16 protein-coding genes and 1 tRNA gene are annotated in these 20,695 nt (G+C 68.4%); 12 read left to right on the top strand and 5 right to left on the bottom strand.

The genetic code is table 11. The annotated features are described in order from the left end of the window. The first annotated feature begins 42 nt into the window (after positions 1–42). On the top strand, positions 43–2,835 hold the full coding sequence (locus tag C3E87_RS11385; protein ID WP_076062938.1) for a cation-translocating P-type ATPase: 2,793 nt from the start codon (positions 43–45) through the stop codon (positions 2,833–2,835). Here the strand turns inward: C3E87_RS11385 and C3E87_RS11390 are convergent. Further along, a complete protein-coding gene (locus C3E87_RS11390; protein WP_198928301.1) occupies positions 2,813–3,838 on the bottom strand; it encodes a Gfo/Idh/MocA family protein in 1,026 nt (341 codons plus the stop codon). The two genes, C3E87_RS11385 and C3E87_RS11390, sit on opposite strands and share 23 nt — an antisense overlap. An 8-nt stretch (positions 3,839–3,846) precedes the next feature. Next, a complete protein-coding gene (locus C3E87_RS11395; RefSeq protein ID WP_076062945.1) occupies positions 3,847–5,346 on the bottom strand; it encodes an amidohydrolase in 1,500 nt (499 codons plus the stop codon). Between the two features lie 192 nt (positions 5,347–5,538). Here C3E87_RS11395 and C3E87_RS11400 point away from each other — a divergent pair, with 192 nt between their 5' ends. The 8 genes from C3E87_RS11400 (at position 5,539) to C3E87_RS11435 (ending at position 15,379) form a co-directional block, all read left to right on the top strand. Continuing rightward, positions 5,539–6,651 carry an ABC transporter permease gene (locus C3E87_RS11400; protein ID WP_083665612.1) on the top strand — a complete coding sequence of 371 codons (1,113 nt, stop codon included), beginning with the start codon at positions 5,539–5,541 and terminating at the stop codon, positions 6,649–6,651. A gap of 1 nt (position 6,652) precedes the next feature. Continuing rightward, positions 6,653–7,561 (top strand): ABC transporter permease, encoded by a 909-nt coding sequence (locus C3E87_RS11405; protein WP_076062948.1) that lies wholly within the window; start codon positions 6,653–6,655, stop codon positions 7,559–7,561. Further along, on the top strand, positions 7,558–8,607 hold the full coding sequence (locus C3E87_RS11410; protein ID WP_076062950.1) for an ABC transporter ATP-binding protein: 1,050 nt from the start codon (positions 7,558–7,560) through the stop codon (positions 8,605–8,607). The genes C3E87_RS11405 and C3E87_RS11410 overlap by 4 nt, the downstream gene beginning before the upstream one ends. Then, positions 8,604–9,623, top strand: a complete 1,020-nt coding sequence (locus C3E87_RS11415) for an ABC transporter ATP-binding protein (protein WP_076062952.1) — start codon at positions 8,604–8,606, stop codon at positions 9,621–9,623. Before C3E87_RS11410 ends, C3E87_RS11415 begins: the two co-directional genes overlap by 4 nt. Continuing rightward, on the top strand, positions 9,613–11,271 hold the full coding sequence (locus C3E87_RS11420; RefSeq protein WP_083665613.1) for an ABC transporter substrate-binding protein: 1,659 nt from the start codon (positions 9,613–9,615) through the stop codon (positions 11,269–11,271). The genes C3E87_RS11415 and C3E87_RS11420 overlap by 11 nt, the downstream gene beginning before the upstream one ends. 75 nt (positions 11,272–11,346) lie before the next feature. Continuing rightward, a complete protein-coding gene (locus C3E87_RS11425; protein ID WP_076062959.1) occupies positions 11,347–13,185 on the top strand; it encodes a beta-galactosidase family protein in 1,839 nt (612 codons plus the stop codon). Then, on the top strand, positions 13,182–14,354 hold the full coding sequence (locus C3E87_RS11430) for a Gfo/Idh/MocA family protein (RefSeq protein ID WP_238974201.1): 1,173 nt from the start codon (positions 13,182–13,184) through the stop codon (positions 14,352–14,354). Before C3E87_RS11425 ends, C3E87_RS11430 begins: the two co-directional genes overlap by 4 nt. After that, positions 14,342–15,379 carry a LacI family DNA-binding transcriptional regulator gene (locus C3E87_RS11435; RefSeq protein ID WP_076062965.1) on the top strand — a complete coding sequence of 346 codons (1,038 nt, stop codon included), beginning with the start codon at positions 14,342–14,344 and terminating at the stop codon, positions 15,377–15,379. Before C3E87_RS11430 ends, C3E87_RS11435 begins: the two co-directional genes overlap by 13 nt. Positions 15,380–15,419: 40 nt before the next feature. Here the strand turns inward: C3E87_RS11435 and C3E87_RS11440 are convergent, their stop codons facing one another. Then, entirely contained in the window at positions 15,420–15,839 is a 420-nt protein-coding gene (locus C3E87_RS11440; protein WP_076062969.1) for a glutaredoxin domain-containing protein, read from the bottom strand. Positions 15,840–15,932: 93 nt separating this feature from the next. Between C3E87_RS11440 and C3E87_RS11445 the strand changes: the two genes are divergently transcribed. After that, positions 15,933–17,126 (top strand): leucine-rich repeat domain-containing protein, encoded by a 1,194-nt coding sequence (locus C3E87_RS11445; RefSeq protein ID WP_076062971.1) that lies wholly within the window; start codon positions 15,933–15,935, stop codon positions 17,124–17,126. Between the two features lie 82 nt (positions 17,127–17,208). Here the strand turns inward: C3E87_RS11445 and C3E87_RS11450 are convergent, their stop codons facing one another. Next, positions 17,209–19,098, bottom strand: coding sequence for a phosphoenolpyruvate carboxykinase (GTP) (locus tag C3E87_RS11450; RefSeq protein WP_076062974.1), 1,890 nt, complete (start codon positions 19,096–19,098; stop codon positions 17,209–17,211). A 122-nt stretch (positions 19,099–19,220) separates the two neighbouring features. On the opposite strand from C3E87_RS11450, the gene C3E87_RS11455 reads away from it, so the two are divergent. Further along, positions 19,221–19,853, top strand: coding sequence for a hypothetical protein (locus tag C3E87_RS11455; protein ID WP_143571013.1), 633 nt, complete (start codon positions 19,221–19,223; stop codon positions 19,851–19,853). Next, positions 19,853–20,500, top strand: a complete 648-nt coding sequence (locus C3E87_RS11460) for a hypothetical protein (protein WP_076062979.1) — start codon at positions 19,853–19,855, stop codon at positions 20,498–20,500. The genes C3E87_RS11455 and C3E87_RS11460 overlap by 1 nt, the downstream gene beginning before the upstream one ends. 96 nt (positions 20,501–20,596) lie before the next feature. On the opposite strand, the gene C3E87_RS11465 is transcribed toward C3E87_RS11460, so the two are convergent. Then, positions 20,597–20,673: transfer RNA gene (locus C3E87_RS11465), tRNA-Pro, on the bottom strand. Positions 20,674–20,695 lie beyond the last annotated feature (22 nt).

Raw genomic sequence — 20,695 nt, forward strand, 5'->3', positions numbered from 1 at the left:
GTATGGTGGAAGAAAGGCACCTGTGAAAGCGAGTTTGCGCCCATGACGGCACCGGCATACACGAAATCCGCAGCCGATGTAGCTGCCGAGATCCCGGTTGATCCACGCAACGGGCTGACTTCGCAGGAGGCCGCCGAACGCCTCGAAGAGTTCGGGCCCAACGAGTTGCGCGGCGCCCCAGAGGAGCCGGCCTGGCGGCGCTTCCTGCGTCAGTTCGCAGACCCGCTGGTCTACCTGTTGCTCGTCGCGATCGTCATCTCGATCTTCGCCTGGGTCGCTGAAGGGGCTTCCGGGTTGCCCATCGATGCGCTCGTCATCGCAATCATCGTGGTGGCCAACGCGGTGCTCGGCTTCGTGCAGGAGAACAAGGCCGAGAACGCCGTCGCTGCCCTGTCGGACATGACGGCCACGCACTCCACCGTGCTGCGCGACGGCAGACTCACCGATGTCCCCTCCGCGGGCATCGTCCCCGGCGACATCCTGGTGCTTTCGGAGGGCGACGCGGTGGGCGCCGACGGCAGGCTCCTCACGGCGTCGTCGCTCAAGGTGCAGGAGGCCTCGCTGACCGGCGAGTCCGAGCCCGTCGAGAAGGACGCCGGAACGCTGTCAGGAGAGGCCGCGCTGGGGGACCGCCTCAACATGGTCTTCAAGGGCACCGCCGTGTCCCGTGGCGTCGGCCGCGCCGTCGTCACCGGCACCGGAATGGACACCGAGATGGGCCGCATCGCCACGCTGCTCGACGAGACGCAGCGCGATCCGTCGCCGCTGCAACAGGAGATCGCCAAGATCTCCAAGATGCTGGGCCTGCTGGTCGTCGTGATCGCCATCGTGGTGATGGGGGCAGTGGCGCTCGTCAACGGCGTGCGCAGCCTCGACGAGGCCGTGGACATCCTCTTGATGGGAGTCTCCCTCGCCGTCGCCGCAGTGCCGGAGGGCCTGCCCGCCATCCTGTCGCTGGTGCTGGCCATCGGCGTGCAGACGATGGCGTGGCGCAACGCGGTGATGAAGGACCTCCACTCCGTCGAGACGCTCGGCTCCGTGTCGGTCATCTGCTCGGACAAGACCGGCACGCTCACGCGCAACGAGATGACGCTGCGCGAGATCGTCACCGCCTCGGGCAGGGTCAAGCTCAGCGGCACCGGCTACGCCCCTGAGGGCGGGGTCGAGATCGACGGCGGCGACGACGCCGCCGCGGAGGCCCGCCGGCTCCTGGCCTCGGGCGTGCTGGCCAACAATGCGCAGCTGACCCAGGACGACGACGGCACCTGGAGCATCCAGGGCGATCCCACGGAGGCCGCGTTCGTCGTGGCCCAGCACAAACTCGAGGGCGTCACCGAGCGCGTCGGCTGGTACGAACGCGACGCCGAGGCCCCCTTCGATTCCGAGCGCAAACTCATGTCCGTGCTGGGGCACCGCGAGGACCAGCAGCGGCTGTTCGCCAAGGGTGCCCCCGACGTCCTCCTCGAGCGCTGTGTCCAGGAACAGGTGGGACGCACCCAACGGCCGCTCACGGACGAGCGGCGCGAGGAACTCGGCCAGGCCGTCGTCGGTCTGTCCCAGCAGGGCTACCGGACGCTCGGTGTCGCCTGGCGGGAGGCGGACGACGCGGACCCGGAGGGCTTCGACGAGACCGCGGAGCACGACCTGGTGTGGGTGGGCGTCGTCGGCATCATCGACCCTCCCCGCGACGAGGCAGCCCAGGCCATCGCCGAGGCGCACCGCGCCGGCATCAAGACCGTCATGATCACCGGCGACCACCCCGTCACGGCCGCCAGGATCGCCCAGGACCTGGGCATCACGGACAACGGTTCAGGCGCGCCCAGGGCGGTCACCGGCCGCGACCTCGAGGGCCTCTCCGACGACGAACTCACCGAACTGGTGCGCCGCACCTCCGTCTACGCCCGGGTGTCGCCGGAGCACAAGCTGCGCATCGTCGACGCGCTGCAGGCGGACCGCCAGATCGTGTCGATGACCGGCGACGGCGTCAACGACGCCCCCGCCCTGAAGTCCGCCGACATCGGCATCGCGATGGGCATCACCGGCACCGAGGTGACCAAGGAGGCCGGGGAGATGATCCTCGGCGACGACAACTACGCCACCATCGTGGCGGCGGTCCGCCAGGGCCGGGTCATCTTCGACAACATCAAGAAGTTCATCCGCTACCTGCTCAGCTCCAACATGGGCGAGGTCGCCACGGTGTTCCTCGGCGTGGTGCTGGGCTCGTTCATCGGCCTGGCGGATCCCGGCAACCCCGGCGCCACCGTCGTGCCGCTGCTGGCCACCCAGATCCTGTGGATCAACCTCGTGACAGATTCCGGGCCGGCGCTGGCCATGGGGGTGGACCCGGAGATCGACGACGTGATGAACCGCAAACCCCGCGCCTACGACGACCGGATCATCGACGGGCATATGTGGGCACGCATCATCGGCACCGGCCTGGTGATGGGCATCATCAGCCTGGTCATCTACGACCTGAGCCTGCCCGGCGGCTTCCTCAGCGGGCTCGAGCACCTCGTCGGGACGGATCAGCAGCTGGAAGTCGCCCGCACCACCGTGTTCACCGCGCTGGTGATGATGCAGCTGTTCAACGCGTTGAACTCCCGCTCAGACCTGGGCAGCGCGTTCAGCCACCTGTTCACGAACGCGTGGCTGTGGGTGTCGCTGCTCGGGGCCGCGCTGGCGCAGGTCGCCGTCGTGCAGGTGCCGTTCCTGCAGCAGGCGTTCGGCACCACGTCGCTCGACCTGGCCCACTGGGTGGTCGCTGTGGGCGCAGGCGTCGCTGTGCTGGTCTACGAGGAGGTCGTCAAGGTCATCAGGCGCGCGGCAGTGCGTTGATCAACTGCTCCATCGTGTCCATCACCGCCATCGTCTCGTGCCAGGGCAGCAGTTCCGATTCGGTGCGGCCCTCGGTCACCATCGAGGCGAAGTGGGCCGCTTCGTAGGCCAGCCCCGCGTGGTCGGTGAGGGTGGGCTCGTCGCTCAGTTGCGTCTCTCCGTCGACGGTGCGCAAGGTGAACTGCTGCGGGCCGTAGAAGAAGGTGGGGATGTCGACGGTGGCCTTCGTCCCGGCGATGAAGGCCCGGGTGGGGGTGAGAGCCTTGCAGGTGGTGGTGATGAGGGCATTGGCGCCGAGGTGCGCCTCGAAGCCGTCGAAGACCGCGGAGATCTGCCGGTCGACGCCGGTGAAGGCGCGGGTGCCCAGCGACAGGGCGCGCCCCGGGGTGCCCAGCGCGAAGTGCATGAAGGACACCGGGTAGACGCCCAGGTCGAGCATCGCCCCGCCGGCGGTGGCGGGGTCGAACAACCGCGACTTCGGGTCGTCGGTGAACCACTGGCCGTGGTCCGCGAAGACCGTCTCGATCTCGCCGAGCGCGCCGTCGGCCAACAGCTGGCGGAGGACGTCCATGTGGGGGATGAACCGGGTCCACATGGCTTCCATCACGGCCACCCCGGCAGCTCGTGCGGCGTCCAGCAGTTCGCGGGCCTCGGCCCCCGTCTGGGTGAAGGCCTTCTCGACGAGCACATGCTTGCCAGCCTCGACGGCGAGCTTGGCGTTGGCCAGGTGCTCGCTGTGGGGAGTGGCGACATAGACGACGTCGATGTCCGGGTCTGCCACGAGTGCCTCGTAGCTGTCGTAGGCCCGCGGTGCTTCGAACCGGGCGGCGAACTCGTCCGCCTTCGCCTGCGTGCGGGACCCGACGGCGGCCAGCCGCTGCTGGGTGTGGCGGTGAGCGGCGTCGAAGAACCGGTCCGCGATCCACCCGGTGCCCAGCACCCCCCAGCGCAGCGGGGGAGCGGTCATCGGGTCCGGGACACGGGAAGTGGGCAGCGTGATCATGGGCCCCATTATGGCTGGGAGGTGAGGACCCCGTCGCAGATGGTGGCAACCACCTTCATGGCACGCAGGGCAGCGGCAGTGGCCTCAGGCGACCCGTGGTCCGCCAGCGGATCCGTGCGGAGGAGCACCACGTCGCCCGGACCGCCGACGCTGATGCGCCGGCCGTCGACGGACGCGGCAAGGGCCTTGCGCGCGGTCAGCGACTCCTCCGGCTGCACCGCCGGCCGGTCGTCGCCGCTGCGGTGCACCGCGGCGGCGATGCCGAGCCACGGATCCGGCGGCGACACCGGCGCGTCGGAACCCAATGCGAGAGTGGCGCCGGCATCGAGCAATGACTTCACCAGGAACGTCCGGTCCGCGCGGTCGCCCCACCAGCGCTCGGACATGTCCCGGTCGTCGACGAGGTGGTGCGGCTGCATGCTGGCCGTCAACCCCAATCGCGAGAATCGCGGCACGTCCTCGCGGCGCAGCAACTGCGCGTGCTCGATCGAGCCGGCCGCGTCCGTGGCCTCGAAGGCGTCGAGGGCCGCCTGGTTCGCCCGGTCCCCGATGGCATGCACCGCCAGTTCCAGGCCGGCCTCCCGCGCCCGGTCCAGCAGGGCTGCCAACTCGTCGCTCGCCACGTTGACCACGCCGCAGGGATGCGGGTCGTCAGCCGGCAGACCCAGGTAGGGCTCGCAGCACCATGCCGTGCGTGTGCCCAGCGACCCGTCGGTGATGATCTTCAACGGCCCCATCGTGATCAATCCGTCGCCACCGGGCAGCGCGTCGCCGGTCCGCCAGCCTGCTCCGAGGACCTCATCGAGTTGCGGGGGATAGACGCCGGCGCGCACACGCAGCCCGCGGATCCCGGCGGCCACTCGGCGGGGCCAGTGGTGGAAGGCGTCGGCGAACTCCAGGTCCACGATGCCCACCAGCCCCCGCGACGCCAGGTGCCCGACGGCGGCACCCTCTTCCTCGACGGTGGCGGCCTGCTCCGGCATCGCCGTCAGCCGGGCCAGCGTGGCGAACCACTCGTTCTCCGTCATGGGGCCTGGCCGGGCCGCGACCCCCAGGCGCTCCAGCGCAGCCGAGTTCAGCCAGCCGTTGTGCGCGTCGCCGGAGATCAGGACCACGGGTTGCGAGCCGGACACGGCGTCCAGTTCCGCGACGGTGCCCACGCGTTCCCACGCCGCGGACCTGTAGCCGAACCCCACTGCGATGCGGCCGTCGTCGCGACGCATCTCCAGGGCCTCCGCCACCCGGGCGCACACCTCCTCAGGACCGGCGGTGCCCGCGAGGCCGATCCACGTGGTGGAGCGGGCCCACTGGCCGAAATGAACATGCTTGTCCCACAGTCCGGGGATCAGCCAACAGCCCGAGGCGTCGACGACCTCCTCGCCCCGGACCGGCAGAGACGGCCCCACCTCGGTGACCACCCCGTCGCGGATCCGCACGTCGACGGCCCGCTCGCGCTCGCCGTCGAGACCGACCACCAGACCACCACTCACCAGCACAGAACCGCTCACCCGTGCACCGTCTCATCCGGCGTGCCGGGCGTCAATCGCGCAACCCTGCGGATCGTTTCTGGGCACGGCTTTCGGGCGAGCCCCTCGGCTGCTACCTTTGGCTAATCAATTAGCTGGCTAACCCATTAGCCACTGCTCTGGAGCAGGGGAAAAGGGTGTTGACAAGGTAGTCGCCAGGTCGAGAGGAGCAAGATGACGGCAGGCAACCCCGCTGAGGGGACCGTCTATTCCGGGCGTGCGCCCGTCTCGGAGGCGGATCCGCTCGAGCCGCAGACGGCCGACGACGAGCTCGGCCGCGCTCACCGCTCCGGTGGCAGATACCTCCTCAAGCGCGCCGGGTTCTACGTCGTCACGGCGTGGGTGGCCCTCACCATCAACTTCTTCGTGCCGCGCGCCATGCCCGGTGATCCCGCGCAGACGCTGGCGCTGCAGATCACCCGCCAGACCGGTACCGCGCTCAGCCCGGAGATGCTGCGCTCGATCCGCAACCTGTACGGCGATCCCAACCTGAACATCTTCGAGCAGTACTGGAACTACCTCGGCAGCGTCTTCACCCTCGACTTCGGCCTCTCGGTCTCCCGCTACCCGGTGCCGGTCCTCGAACTCATCATCGGCGCCCTGCCCTGGACGCTGTTCCTGGTGGGCATCTCGACGATCGTCGCGTGGGCCATCGGCACATCACTGGGCATCATCGTCGGCTATAAGCCCGGCTCGAAGCTCGACGCTTGGCTGACGCCCATCTCGCAGTTCTTCTCCTCGATGCCGTCGTTCTGGGTGGGGCTCATCTGCCTCTGGGTGTTCTCCCTCACGCTGGGGCTCTTCCCGTCCTCGGGTGGCTACGACCCCAATGTGCCGTTCCAGATCAACAACCTGTGGTTCCTGATCTCGGTGTTCAAGTACGCCGCGCTACCCATCCTCACCGGCGTCTTCGTCGGCTTCTCCGGCTGGCTCTTCTCGATGCGCAACATGATGGTCACCACCATCTCCGAGGATTTCGTCACGCTGGCCCGGGCCAAGGGCATCAGCGAAGCCCGCGTGATCTTCCGCTACGCCGCCCGCAACGCCATGCTCCCCAACGTCACGGGCCTCGCATCGTCGATCGGCGGGATCATCGGCGGCGTGGTGCTGACCGAGATCGTGTTCACCTATCCCGGCATGGGCTACCTGCTGTTCCAGGCCATCACGACGAAGGACTACCCACTCATGCAGGCCATCTTCCTGATGATCGTGCTCGCCGTGCTGGTGGCCAACTTCATCGCCGATTCGCTGTACGTGCTGCTCGACCCGCGGACCAGGGAGGGCTGAGATGAAGCGACTACTGCGCAACAAGAGGGTCGTCGTCGGTCTCGCCGTCCTCGCGTTCTTCATCCTGGTGGCGATCCTCGGCCCGTGGTTCGTCGAGTACGTGCTCCGGATCAATCCCCGGGCCGTGGACTACCAGGCCATCGCCGCGCCACCCGGTGCGGAGCACTGGCTGGGCACCAACAACACCGGCCAGGACGTGCTCGCTCAACTGGTGATCGGGGCTCGTGGCTCCGTGGTCGTCGGTGCGCTCTCCGGCACCATCGCCACCGTGATGGCCGTGCTGGTGGGCACGGCGTCGGGCTACATCGGCGGCAACACGGACCGCACCATCAACGCCATCATCAACGTGCTGATGACGCTGCCGGGCTTCGCGCTGCTGTTCATCATCGCCGGTTATGTGCAGAACGCCGGCTACCTGCTGATCGCGCTGGTCATCGGCCTGCTCGGCTGGCCGGGCGGTGCGCGCTCCATCCGCGCGCAGACGCTCAGCCTCCGGAGCCGCGACTTCACGTCAGCGCTGCGCACCTCGGGTGAGTCGACCTGGCGCATCATCGTCGTCGAGGTCATCCCGCACCTGGGCGGCATCATCTCCTCGATGTTCCTCGGCGCCCTCGTCGGCGGCATCTTCGCCGAGTCCTCCCTGGCTTTCCTCGGCCTCGGCGACACCTCCGGCATCACGTGGGGCACCATGATCGCGCAGGCCCAGGGCTCCGGCGCCATCCTGCGCGGGCAGTGGTGGTACTTCCTGCCGCCCGGCCTCTGCATCGCGCTGATCGGTTTCGCCACGGCCATGATCAACTTCGGCCTCGACGAGGTCACCAACCCCAAGCTCAACGCCACCCTGGCCGCCCGCACCCGCAGGTTCAACAGCCGGGTGCACGCCCGCCGCACTTCGGAGGTGACCGCATGACCACCACCCCAGCCACGCTGCTCGAGGTCGAGGACCTCGACGTCGTCTACCTCGGCCTCACCGATGGGGAGAACGTCAAGGCGTGCGCCGACATCGGCTTTACGCTGAAGCGCGGGGAGATCCTCGGCATCGCCGGTGAATCCGCCTCCGGCAAGTCAACCCTGCTCAACGCCGTCACCCGTCTGCAGCAGCCGCCCGCGGTCACGCCCAAGGGCTCGGTGCGATTCTACGACGACAAGCACCCTGCCGGCATTGACCTGGTTTCCGCGCCAGAGAAGATCCTGCGCACGTTCCGTTGGTCCGACATCTCGCTCGTGATGCAGTCAGCCATGGCCTGCCTCAACCCCGTCACCCGGCTCCAGGACCAGTTCGCCGACGCCCTGCACGCCCACGACCGCTCCCTCAGCAGGCAGCAGATCAAGGAGCGCACCGCCGAACTGCTCGGCATGGTGGGCATCGCCCCTCAGGCGATGGGCAAGTTCGCCCACGAACTCTCCGGGGGCATGCGCCAGCGCGCCCTCATCGCGCTTGCGCTGGCCTGCGACCCGGACCTGATCGTGATGGACGAGCCGACCACAGCCGTCGACGTGGTGATGCAGCGCCAGATCCTCAACCAGATCCTGCGTCTCCAGCACCGGCTCGGCTTCGCAGTCATCTTCGTCACGCACGACCTGTCCCTCCTGCTGGAGATGGCGGACCGGATCGCCATCATGTACGGCGGCCGGATCGTCGAGATCGGAGCCGCCCGCCAGATCGCGGAGGACCCACAACACCCCTACACCCAGGGCCTCCGCAACGCCTTCCCGTCCCTGACGGAACCGCGCCGCGAACGCCACGGCATCCCGGGCTCGCCCCCGGACCTGCGCAAGCTGCCCTCCGGGTGCTCCTTCCGTCCGCGCTGCGAGGAGGCCCGCGGCCTCTGCGCGGTCGAACGGCCCGAACTCGTCCCGACGGACCGGTCCGTGGTCGCCTGCCATGTGCGGGCCGCCGAATTTTCCGGCGGGATCCTCCCTGCCGCCCCCGCCCTCGAGGAGGCGTCCGCATGAGCACCGATCCCGCCGAGGTGGTGCTGGCCGCAGACCAACTGTCGATCATCTTCGCCGGCCGCGACGCGCACGGCCAGAAGGTCGACGTGCGGGCCTGCAACAAGGTCAGCCTGGAACTGCACCGGGGCGAGATCGTCGCCCTGGTGGGGGAATCCGGCTCAGGCAAGACGACACTGGCCCGCGCACTGGCCCGGATCTACACCCCCCACGAGGGTGAGATCCGGTTCCGCGGCCAGCCCGTCACGGGGCGGCTCAACCGCCGCGAGTACTACAAGAACGTGCAACTGGTCTACCAGGACCCGTTCGCCTCCCTGAACTCGCTCAAGACCATCCGCCACATCCTCGGGCGCACCATCCGCATCCACCACCGCTCGCTCAACGCGCAGGAGGTGGAGGCGAAGATCCTGGAACTCCTCGAGCTGGTGGCGCTCACCCCCGCTGCGGACTACATCGACCGCTACCCGACCTCCCTGTCCGGCGGTCAGCGTCAACGCATCTCGATCGCCCGCGCGCTCGCCGTCGAGCCGGACATCCTGCTGGCCGACGAGCCCACCTCGATGCTGGATGTCTCCATCCGTCTCGACGTGCTCAACCTCCTGGACCAGATCCGGAAGGAGCGCGGGGTCACCATCCTCTACATCACCCACGACATCGCCAGCGCGCGTTACGTCTCAGACCGGATGTGCGTCATGTACTCCGGTGAACTCGTGGAGGCGGGCCCCACCGAGGAGGTCGTGGCGTCGCCGAAGCATCCCTACACCAGGCTTCTCCTGGAATCAGCACCGGACCCCTCACGGGTGAAGAACACCGATTTCAGCGAGGAACTGCGGATCGACGAACCCGCCGATCCGTCCATCAGCATTCGTGGCTGCCGGTTCAGCCCCCGCTGCCCTCGGGTCATGCCGGTCTGCGAAGCCAAACCGCCTCTCTTCGACGTCAATGGCCAAGACGTCAAGTGCTGGCTCTACGACCAATCCAGCGACACGAACCAGAAAGTGATGTCACATGCTGAATAAGACACTGACCGGGGCGATTGTGGCGGCCCTGGCGCTCACCTTGGGCGCATGCTCCACAGACCGCGGCGAGGGGGACTCCAACGGTGGAGCCAACACCGAACCACGCATCCTGCAACAGGTGGGCTGGGGCGGCACCACCTGGAACCAGAACTTCAACCTGTTCTCCCCGACGGGCGTCACCGTGACCCCGGGTACCGCCTACATCTACGAGCCGCTCATCCGCGTCAACCGCACCTCCGCGGGCGAGATGCTGCCCTACCTGGCCGAGAGCTGGGAATTCAACGACGACGGCACCGAACTGACCTTCAAGATCCGCGACGACGTGACCTGGTCCGACGGCGAGAAGTTCACGGCCGACGACGTGAAGTTCACCTGGGACCTGGTGCTGTCGGGCGAAACCCCGGCCGCCTACCCGTTCACCGCCGTCGAGGCGCCGGATGAGACCACCGTCGTGGTGAAGTACGAGGAGCAGGCCTACCAGGACCTCATCGGGTTCGCCACCCGCCGCATCGTCCCCCAGCACGTGTGGGAGGAGCAGGACGTCCGCACGTGGACCAACCCGGAGCCCGTCGGCACCGGCCCCGCCACGGTGGCGCGGTTCTCGCCGCAGCAGATCGTCTTCGACATCCGCGACGACTGGTGGGGCGGCGAGTCCAAGGGCGTCGACCAGGTGGCGATGCACGCCGTCACCGGCGACGCACAGAAGAGCCAGATCATCTCCGGGCAGGTCGAGTTCGGCACGTTCGGCTGGGCCAACGCCCAGAAGGAGTTCGTGGAACTCGATCCAGAGCACAACTTCTACGGCTTCTACCCCGTGGGCACCTCCGACGGCCTGACGTTCAACGTGGAGCAGGCTCCCTACGACGACGTCCACGTGCGCCGCGCGCTGCGCGCCGCCGTCGACCTGGAGACCGCTGCCGAGGTGGTGGCCGTGGGCTACGGCGTCCCTGCATCCTCCGGCATCGACTCCACCGTCTACGCGGACCAGCTGGCCGACGACTCGGAGCACGTCTACGACCCCGAGTACGCCAAGGCGCAGCTCGCAGAGGGCGGCTGGAAGGTTGAGGGCGGCAAGCTCGTCAACGCTGCTGGCGAGTCCTTCGACCTGCGCTACGACGTGTACCAGCCCTACGACGAGTGGGTGCGCACCGGCACGATCATGGCCGACCAGTGGCGCGAGAACCTCGGCCTCGAGGTGGCTGTGAACCAGATGGCCGACGCCCCGTTCTCCGAGGCCAGCACCACCGGCAACTTCGGCATGCTCTCCGGCTCCCCGGTGGGCGGCTCGACGCCGTACGAGGTGTGGAACTCGCTCGGCGAGGAGACCTACTTCCCGCTCGGCGAGCAGGCGATCCTCAACTACGGCCGCTGGCAGAACGACGAATACAACGCGATCGTCAAGGAACTGGCAGGCATCGAGCCCGGCACGGATCAGGACCGCGCCAACGAACTGTCGATCCGCGCCCAGGAGATCCTGATCGACGAGGCCCCGTTCATCGCCACCGCCACCGCCGGCTGGAAGGCCGTCATCAACGGCACCAACTGGACCAACTTCCCGGTCCCCGGTGAGGACGACTACGCACCCAACGCAACCCTGCCCGCCGACGCCGTCCTGACGCTCATGAACCTCGAGCACCGCGGCAACTGACCGTCACACGCGTGGGCTGGGGCGGAGGCCGCCTCCGTCCCAGCCCGCACCCCCTCTTCCTTGGAGCCGTCTTTCATGTTCACCCATCAGGGCCAGCACTTCCTCCGTGACGGCCGTGAGCACCTCGTCGTCTCGGGTGCCTTCCACTACAGCCGCATCCATCCCGGCCACTGGGCCGACAGGTTGCGCCGGCTCCGCGCCATGGGCGCCAACGCGGTCGAGACCTACGTGCCGTGGAACTTCCACGCCCCGGCCCCGGGAGTCGTCGATTTCGACGGTGCGCGGGATCTGGGCCGGTTCCTCGACCTGGCGGCTGAGGCGGACCTGGACATCATCGTGCGCCCCGGCCCCTACGTCTGCGCCGAATGGGAGGGCGGCGGCTTTCCCGGTTGGTTGCTGCGCGACCCCGCCATCCGCCTGCGCTGCATGGACGAGCGCTACCTCACTGCGGTCGACGCATGGTTCGACACGCTGCTGCCGCACATCGTGCAGCGCCAGTACCCCGACGGCGGCCGCGTGATCATGGTGCAGGTCGAGAACGAATACGGCAGCTACGGCGACGACCGGCAGTACCTGGCGCACGTACGCGACGGCCTGCTGCGCCGCGGCGTCACGGTCCCGCTGGTCACCAGCGACGGACCCGCGCGCGTCTACACACAGGCGGGCACCGTCGACGGCGTGCTGCCCACGATCAACTTCGGCTCCCGGGCCGTCCAGTTCCACGAGTTCTCCGTCAGCGAGTTCCCGGATTCCCCGCCCATGTGCATGGAGTTCTGGAACGGGTGGTTCGACCACTGGGGCGAGCGCCACCACGTGCGGCCGGCCTCCGAGGTGGCGCAGGAACTCGACGACATGCTCAGCCGCGGCATGAGCGCCAACTTCTACATGGCCCACGGGGGCACCAACTTCGGGCTGTGGAGCGGCTGCAACTTCCACGACGGGCTGCAGCCCACCATCACCAGCTACGACTACGACGCACCCATCGCGGAGAACGGGCGGCTGACGGACAAGTTCGACGCCTACCGCGAGGTGATCGGCCGCTACGTGGAGCTGCCCGAGGTACCCGCTGACCTGGTGCGAGACCCCGCGTCGCTGCCGGAGACGGAACTGCCCGAGCGGGCGCGCGGCGTGCTGACGCTCGACGCGCTGCGCGAGTTGTCCGCCGCGGCCGTGTCCCGGGTCTCGGGGCTGCAGGCCCATGAGGGTCCGACGCCCTTCCCGCCCTCGTTCGAGGAACTCGGCCTGGAGCGCGGACTCCTCCTGTTGCGCGCCTCGTTCGACCACCCCGGCGGCGAGTTCCGCCCCGGGCTGCACACGCTGCGGCTCCACGGGCTGCGGGACCGCGCCGTCGTGTTCGTCGACGGTGTGCGCCTCGGCATCGTGGAGCGCGACGAGGGTGCCCCGCAGGCGCTGCAGGTGGATCTTGAGCACGGCACCCACACCCTCGAGGTGCTGGTGGAATCCCAGGGCCGCATCAACTTCGGCCCGCTGCTGGGCGACCGCAAGGGGCTGCTCCGCGGCGCCTGGTTCGGCACGCACTACATCATGGGCTGGGAGGCGTGGCCCCTCCCGCTCGACCTGCTCGGCGACGAGATCCTCGCCGCCGTCGCGGGAGGGCTGCCGGCTGAGGGCGCCGGGTTGCTCGTGACCCAGTTCGACGTCGCGAGCGACGGCGGGTTGGACGCCTTCCTGGACACGCGCGCACAGACGCGCGGTTTCGCGTTCGCCGGGCCCGAGATGCTCGGCCGCTACTGGCGGATCGGCCCGCAGCAGACGCTCTACGTCCCCGCTCCGCTGCTCGGCGCGGGCACCACCCCGGTCACCCTGGTGACCACCGATGGAGAGGGCGGCGGACTCAGCCTGGCCGCCGGGCCCATCCTCGATGAACTCTTGGAAATCAACGAAGGAGAATGATGGAAGACCTCAGGATCGGCGTGGTCGGCTTCGGCCTGCGCCGCTCGGTCGCCCTGCACGCGCATCGGCCGGGGGAGGGTTCGCGGATCGTCGCGGTACTGGACCCGGCGGAACGCGCCCACCGCGACGCTGCCGAGAAGGTGGGCCCGGAATGCGCCGCCTACACCTCGATGGATGAGTTCCTCGCCCATGGCCTGGACGCGGTGATGGTGGTGAGCCCGGATTACACGCACAAGGACATCACGCTGCGCACCCTCGCGGCCGGGCTGCCGACGTTCTGCGAGAAGCCGCTCGCCATCTCCATCCCGGATGCCGACGCCATCCTCACGGCCGCCCGTGACTCGGGCACCAAGCTGTACGTGGGCCACAACATGCGGCACATGCCCGTGGTGCGCCAGATGAAGGCACTGATCGACGCCGGCACCATCGGCCGGGTCCGCTCCGTGTGGTGCCGCCACTTCGTGGGCGCCGGCGGCGACTTCTACTTCAAGGACTGGCACGCGGACCGCTCGCTGGTCAACACCCTGCTTCTGCAGAAGGGGGCCCACGACCTCGACGTCATCCACTGGTTGGCAGGCGGCTACACCGCCGAGGTCTCCGGCATGGGCGACCTCATGGTCTACGGCGACATCACCGACCGGCGCGACAACTCGGACCGGCTGATGTGGGACTGGTACTCGCAGGACAACTGGCCCCCCACTGCGCAGAAGGAACTCAACCCCGTCGTCGACGTGGAGGACATCTCGCTGCTGAACCTGCGTCTCGACAACGGCGTGCTGGCCACCTACCAGCAGTGCCATTTCACCCCCGACTACTGGCGCAACTACACCGTGATCGGTGACGCGGGCCGCATCGAGAACATCGGCGACTCCGGCGGTGACCAGATCAACATCTGGACATCGCGCCGTTCGGGCGCGCGCACCCCTGACCACGTCGAGGTCATCGACCGGGGTGACGGCGGGCACGGCGGGGCAGATCCCTCGCTGGTGGCGGAGTTTCTCCGCTTCGTGCGCGACGGCGGGGCCACCGAGGTGTCCACGGTCGCGGCCCGACAGGCCGTCGCGGTCGCGTGCATGGGTGCCGAATCCATCCGTTCGGGTGGCGCGCCGATGACGGTGCCCCCGCTGGACCCTGAACTGGTCCGATACTTTGACAGATGGCAGGAGTGAGTCCCGGCAGTCTGAACGAGCCGAACGTCAAGCGTGCGCGGCTCGTCGACGTCGCGCGCGCCGCCGGTGTCTCCACCGCCACCGCCTCCTTCGTGTTGTCGGGTCGTCGCGCGGGGCGCAGCAAGCCTGCGTCCCCGGAGACGGTCGAGCGGATCGAGGCCGCCGCGTCGGAGCTCGGCTACGTCCCCAACAGGTTCGCCCAGGCGATGCGCCGGGGCTACACCAGCACCGTCGTCCTCGGCCTCGGCAGCCCGGAGGATCCGTGGGCGGCGCAGGTGGCCATCGAGGTGCAGCGCCGGGCCCTGCCGCAGGGCTTCTCCACGCTGACCCTCGTCGATGAGACCTGGTACGAGTTCCTGCAGGGCTACACCCCCGGTGTCGCCTTCCTCACGTCCGTCGACTTCCAGCAGGGCGGCCTGGCCCGCACCCTGGACCTGGTCGAGCACGGTGCCAACCTGGTGGTGTTCTCCACCGAGGCCGAGCCGGACGGGTTCGACGTGATCAGTTCCTCGGCGGTGGGGCCGACAGCGGCTGCCTACCGGCGGCTGAGGGCACGCCACGACGAGGTGCACTTCCTCTCGATCTTCGGTAGCGAAGACCGCCGCCCGGGCCCCACCCGGCTGGTGGGTTTCCGGGGGGCCGCGGCGGAGTTCGGTGACGAGCCGCTGATCCACCGGGCAGGCTTCCAGCGCGACGCCATCGCCCGCGCCTGCCGGGAGCTGTTGGAGTCGCGCCCGACGGCGGTGATCTGCACGAACGGCCTGTTCGCGGGCATCCTCCGCGGGATGGCCTTGTCGATGGGCCTGCGGGTGCCGGACGACCTCGAGATCATCTCGATCGGTGACATCCCGCACAACGAGGGCGACTATCTGGGCCCCATCAGCGTCTACGGCACTCCCGACGTCTTCACCAGGATCGGGGACATCGTCGTGCACCGGGCCGTCACGCAGCGGGAGTCGCCGTTCGAGAAGCACGTGTTCCAGTGGGAGTTCCTCCCTGGCAGCACCACGGTCGACGGCGGGTGAGATCCGGGGAGCCGTCGGCGACCAGCGCCGCGAGGCCTGCTCAGAGGGCGGCGCTAACCTCACGCGGATCAGGGTTGACCAGCACCTCGCCGCCGATCACGACGGTGGGGACGGTCTCGTCGCCGTTGTTGACGCTGCGGACGAATGCCGCCGCGTCCGGGTCCTGCCAGATGTTGATCCACGTGACCTTCTTGGCATCACTCCCGAGGCCGCCCCGGAGGCGCTGGCAGTAGATGCAGCCGGGCCGCCAGTAGGCCACGACGCGGCGCTGCTCCGGCGGCAACGCCATGACGTCGGCGTGCCGCTTGGTGCGGCCGCCGGAGAACGGGCTCATCCACCACGCGAGGAGGATCACGCACACGGCCAGCAGGGCGCTGAAGGGCGTCACCTTCCAGCCCTCGATGCTGAAGGCGAACGCCAGACCGGCGATGAGGACGATGAGCCACGTGAAACGCTGCATGGACCCAGGCTATGCGGGGCCGCGCAACGCGGCGGCGACGGCTCTGTTAGCGTCGTTCTGAGCGTCAGGGTGGCGCCTTGGTTGGGGGAGGCCATGCGTTCCTGGTTCAAGCTACTGCTCGTCGTGGTGCTCGCCGCCACACCGGCCCTCCTGGCGCCCGCCGGGCCTGCGCATGCGGAGGTCGATGTCTACACCACCGAGGGCACCCATCTCGTCAACGGGCGGGAATGGCGCACCGCTTGCGAGCCGTATTCCCGGACCACCCGGTGCCGCACGGAGATCAAGGCCACCGTGATCACCTACGCGCATCTCGACGGGGCGAAGCGCACGTTCACGCGCACGACGGGCTGGGCCTTCAACAACCTCACCTACCTCCCCGCGTCCCGGAAGCTCTGGGGCTCCAACCCGCTGGCCAACCCGGGCAACTGGACGGCCGCGGACGGCCGCGAGTGGTGGACCGAGTGCGACAACGAGCGGACCGGGCGCCGGGGGTGCCGTTCCTACGCCATGGCAACCGTCGTCACCCAGACCGCGGGGGAGCGTGCCGCCGGCGTCTACGGCTGGCAGGACCAGTGGGTCTTCAACAACATCGTCCGCTTCACCGACGACCGCCCGGTGGCAGAGGTGCCGATCGGAATCCCCACCGTCACCGCGTCGCCCGAGCCGACCCAGCCGGCGGACGAGGTCACCTTCGCCGACCGCTCCCTGACCGACTGCGTCCGCGCGCAGACGGGGCACGATCAGATCGTGCGCTCGGAGGTCGAGGCGCTGATCACCCTGGAGTGCATCACCGCCAACGGATATACCGTCCAGGACCTCGGGGGCATCGAGGTGGCCAGGAACCTCGCGGAACTCGACATCCAGGGACGGCGCTACATCGCCGGGGCCCTCTCGTTGGATCCCCTGGCCTCGCTGTCGACGTTGACGAGCCTCAACCTGTACCAGGTCCCGCTGGCCGACCTGTCCGACCTGAACGCGCTCCGCGGGCTCGAGCATCTGCTCATCGGCGGCCCCGATGCCCCGGTGACCGGCTTGAAGGCCTCCGACGTGACCGACCTCGATCGTCTTGAGACGTTCATGGCGATGAACGCGGGCCTGACCGACGCCTCGTTCGTCACGGAGCTGCCACTGCTGTCGGGGATCAATTTGGATGACAACCAGATCACCGACGTCTCCCCGTTTGCGGTTCTGGAGAACCTGACCTTCCTGTCCCTGAAGAACAACCCGGTCACCGACTGGTCGCCGCTGGACCAGAAGGTGGCAGACGGGCTTGAGCTCGTTCGTTGATCCCCCCGCACGACGATCGCCGGCACCGCCTCGAAGGGCGATGCCGGCGATTGCGTTCAGTCGGCCGGTCGGGGGAGGGTCATCACCACATCGAGCTGGGGGCGCGCCCGACGGCGACCTCAAGGTGGCGCAGCTCGTCGACCAACTCGCGCGGCAGCCGCCAACCGAAGGTGTCGAACCAGCGGCCGATGCGCGGGACCTCGTCGTGCCATTCCTGCGGACGGTAGCTGATCACGGCCTCGAGGTCCTCGTCGGAGATGTCGAGGCCCTCGACGTCGAGCGACTCCTTGGTGGGGACGAAGCCGGTGGGGGTCTCCACGGCGTCGGCCTTGCCGTCGACGCGCTCCGCGATCCACTTCAGCACGCGGGAGTTCTCGCCGAACCCGGGCCACATGAAGCGGCCGTCCTCGTCGCGGCGGAACCAGTTGACGTAGAACACCTTCGGCAGCTTGGATTCGTCGGCCTTCTTGCCGATGTTGATCCAGTGCTGCACGTAATCGGCCACGTGGTAGCCGATGAAGGGCAGCATCGCCATGGGGTCGCGGCGCAGCACGCCGACGGCGCCCTTCGCTGCGGCTGTGGTCTCCGAGGAGCAGGTGGCGCCCATGAAGACGCCGTGCTTCCAGTTGCGCGACTGCGTCACCAGCGGGATGGTGTTCTCCCGACGCCCGCCGAACACGATGGCGTCGATGGGCACCCCCTGCGGGTTGTGGTAGTCGTCGGCGAGGATGGGGCACTGCTCGATGGGGGTGCAGAAGCGGCTGTTGGGGTGTGCCGCCTTCTCGTCCTTGCGGCCGCCCTGGGGGCCGGTCGAGCCGCTCCACGGGCGGCCCTTCCAGTCCGTGAGGTTCTCGGGCTTCTCCTTGGTCATGCCCTCCCACCACACGTCGCCGTCGGCGGTGAGGCCGACGTTGGTGAAGATGGAGTTGCCCTTGGCGATGGTGCGCATGGCGTTGGGGTTGGTCTCGTAGCTGGTGCCGGGCGCCACGCCGAAGAAGCCGGTCTCCGGGTTGGTGGCGTACAGCCGGCCGTCCTCACCGAAGCGGAGCCAGGCGATGTCGTCGCCCAGGGTTTCGACCTTCCAGCCGGGGACCGTCGGCTCGAGCATGGCCAGGTTGGTCTTGCCGCAGGCCGACGGGAACGCGGCCGCGATGTGGTACTTGCGGCCCTCCGGGGAGATGAGGCGCAGGATCAACATGTGCTCGGCCATCCAGCCCTCGTCGCGCGCCATGACGGAGGCGATGCGCAGCGAGTAGCACTTCTTGCCCAGCAGGGAGTTGCCGCCGTAGCCGGAGCCGTAGGACCAGATCATCCGCTCGTCGGGGAAGTGGACGATGTACTTGGTCTCCGAGCAGGGCCACGGCACGTCCTGCTCGCCCTCCTCGAGCGGCAGGCCCACCGAGTGGAGGCAGGGGACGAAGTCGGCCTGGGTGTCCGTCATCGCCTTGAGCGGCTCAGCGCCCATCCTGGTCATGATCCGCATCGACAACGCCACGTAGGCGGAGTCGGAGACCTCGACGCCGAACTTCGGGTCGTCGGCCTCGATGTGGCCCATGCAGAACGGGATGACGTACAGGGTGCGCCCGCGCATGCAGCCGTCGTAGAGGCCCTTCATGACGCGCTTCATCTCGGCCGGGGCCATCCAGTTGTTGGTGGGGCCGGCGTTGCGCTCGTCCTCGGAGCAGATGAACGTCTGGTCCTCGACGCGGGCCACGTCGTCCGGGTCCGTGCGGGCGTAGATCGAGTTGGGTAGCTTCTCGTCGTTGAGGCGGATGACGGTGCCCGCCTCTTCGAGGACGCGGACCAGGTGGTCGTACTCCGCGTCGGAACCATCGCAGTAGTGGATGGCGTCGGGCTTGCACAGCTCGACAACTTCATCGAGCCATGCCACCAGCTTCGGGTGGGTGGGTGCCTCGCCCGTGGCGGGGAGGTCGGCTCGTGTTTTCCGGTGAACTTGGGTGGCGGTTGTCATGGGACCCCTTCGTTGCGGTGGAATCACGCATCTCCGTTGAGCGCTTCCATTTCCACCATAGCCAGACATTTTCATTCATTGCTACTTGATGGGACTTTGTCTCACGCTGCTACAGTGCTGGGGTGCGAACGGCAGTTATCCTGACGGGCGTGCTCGCGTGTGCAGCTGCACTGAGCGGGTGTTCCCCCGAACCGGCCGCGCCGTCCCCCACGGCGCCTGCGGTTGACATGACCACGCCCGGCGCCACTGAACCACCGTCCACGGCGGAGACGGAGATCGTGGCGTCGGAGTCAGCTTCGCCCAGTGAATCCGCGTCGGCCAGCGAGTCGGCCCCGCCTCCCACCGCAGAGTCGACGACGAGCCTGTCCCCGGTTGAACAGCCCCCGCAGGAGGGCGGTCCCTGGATGGAACTGGACCTGACGCTGCGCTCGGGCGCCGACATCATCAAGGCCACCGAACTCCCGGAGTCGCTGCGCGCTTTCCTCACCAGCCGCGTCGGCGTCGAGGACGAGACCGGTTGCGTCACCGAGGAGGTCATCCTCCACGGCATCCACTCCGACGGCTTCGCCTACGGCACTGAAGAGTCCAACTGTGCGGGCGGTGAAGTGGTGTGGGGCATCGCGGACAACCAGTGGCATTACATCGTCCAGTTCGCTGACCCCGTGCCCTGTGCGGACCTCGCGTACAACGGCATCCCCGCTGGGGCTCCGGGCCTGCGCTGCCTGGGCGACGACGGTTCGGCGCGGGACTTCTGATGAGGGCTGCCTGGTTCGCGGCCCCGGCCGCGGCGCTGTTGCTGTTGCCGGCGTGCGCCCCGGATTCCATGGTGTCGTCGGCCGTCTCGGCCAGGCAGTTGGCTCCCAGGTTCGGCGTCGCCGAGGACGCCGCCGCTGACGAGCTGCCGGCCGAAGTGGTGGCCGCCGAGAAGCAGGCTGACGCCGTCGCGGAGGCGGAAGAGGCCATGTCGCGGGCGGCGGTGCGCACCAGCGAGCTCACGTCGGTGCAGTCGGCTGCGGCCGGTCCGGGCTTCCAGCCCACCAACGGGTGGGAGGACCACCACATCCACAATGTCGCCTACTCGCAGCTCGACCTGCTGGAGGAGGCGTCACCGACGTTCCGCGACTACGCGGAGAACGCGATGACCTCCGCCGGTACGGACGGCTGCACCGTGCTGGGCCTCAGCGTGATGAGCAAGCACCCGGACGGCTTCATCCTCGGCACGATCAGCACGGACTGTGGTGGTGGCCAGGCGATCTGGGGAGAGGACGGCGAGACGCACCAGTGGCATCTCCTGACGGTGCTCCAGGCGACGCCGGACTGCGCGGAGCTCACCGGGTTGGAACTGCCCACCGGAGTGGGCCTCGTCTGCAACGACGATCAGGGCAAGCTCGAAACCTACTGAGGCCCTCTGCGGGCCGGGGCGGACCACCAGCCCCGGGGAACCAGAAAAGCCTGAAACCAGAGGGTTCAGGCTATTCCGATGTCCTGAGACATCACATGGTCGGGGTGACAGGATTTGAACCTGCGGCCTCGTCGTCCCGAACGACGCGCGCTACCAAGCTGCGCCACACCCCGATGGCTCTTTGAGCCAAGGAAC

Source organism: Tessaracoccus sp. ZS01, assembly GCF_022342445.1.
Lineage (GTDB): Bacteria > Actinomycetota > Actinomycetes > Propionibacteriales > Propionibacteriaceae > Arachnia.

Bases quoted from the DNA above. Each gene is read 5' to 3' on its own strand.
- C3E87_RS11385 (WP_076062938.1), top strand. From the start codon at position 43: ATGACGGCACCGGCATACACGAAATCCGCAGCCGATGTAGCTGCCGAG.
- C3E87_RS11435 (WP_076062965.1), top strand. From the start codon at position 14,342: ATGGCAGGAGTGAGTCCCGGCAGTCTGAACGAGCCGAACGTCAAGCGT.
- C3E87_RS11405 (WP_076062948.1), top strand. From the start codon at position 6,653: ATGAAGCGACTACTGCGCAACAAGAGGGTCGTCGTCGGTCTCGCCGTC.
- C3E87_RS11410 (WP_076062950.1), top strand. From the start codon at position 7,558: ATGACCACCACCCCAGCCACGCTGCTCGAGGTCGAGGACCTCGACGTC.
- C3E87_RS11425 (WP_076062959.1), top strand. From the start codon at position 11,347: ATGTTCACCCATCAGGGCCAGCACTTCCTCCGTGACGGCCGTGAGCAC.
- C3E87_RS11415 (WP_076062952.1), top strand. From the start codon at position 8,604: ATGAGCACCGATCCCGCCGAGGTGGTGCTGGCCGCAGACCAACTGTCG.
- C3E87_RS11440 (WP_076062969.1), bottom strand. From the start codon at position 15,839: ATGCAGCGTTTCACGTGGCTCATCGTCCTCATCGCCGGTCTGGCGTTC.
- C3E87_RS11450 (WP_076062974.1), bottom strand. From the start codon at position 19,098: ATGACAACCGCCACCCAAGTTCACCGGAAAACACGAGCCGACCTCCCC.
- C3E87_RS11430 (WP_238974201.1), top strand. From the start codon at position 13,182: ATGATGGAAGACCTCAGGATCGGCGTGGTCGGCTTCGGCCTGCGCCGC.
- C3E87_RS11445 (WP_076062971.1), top strand. From the start codon at position 15,933: ATGCGTTCCTGGTTCAAGCTACTGCTCGTCGTGGTGCTCGCCGCCACA.
- C3E87_RS11390 (WP_198928301.1), bottom strand. From the start codon at position 3,838: ATGATCACGCTGCCCACTTCCCGTGTCCCGGACCCGATGACCGCTCCC.
- C3E87_RS11400 (WP_083665612.1), top strand. From the start codon at position 5,539: ATGACGGCAGGCAACCCCGCTGAGGGGACCGTCTATTCCGGGCGTGCG.
- C3E87_RS11420 (WP_083665613.1), top strand. From the start codon at position 9,613: ATGCTGAATAAGACACTGACCGGGGCGATTGTGGCGGCCCTGGCGCTC.
- C3E87_RS11460 (WP_076062979.1), top strand. From the start codon at position 19,853: ATGAGGGCTGCCTGGTTCGCGGCCCCGGCCGCGGCGCTGTTGCTGTTG.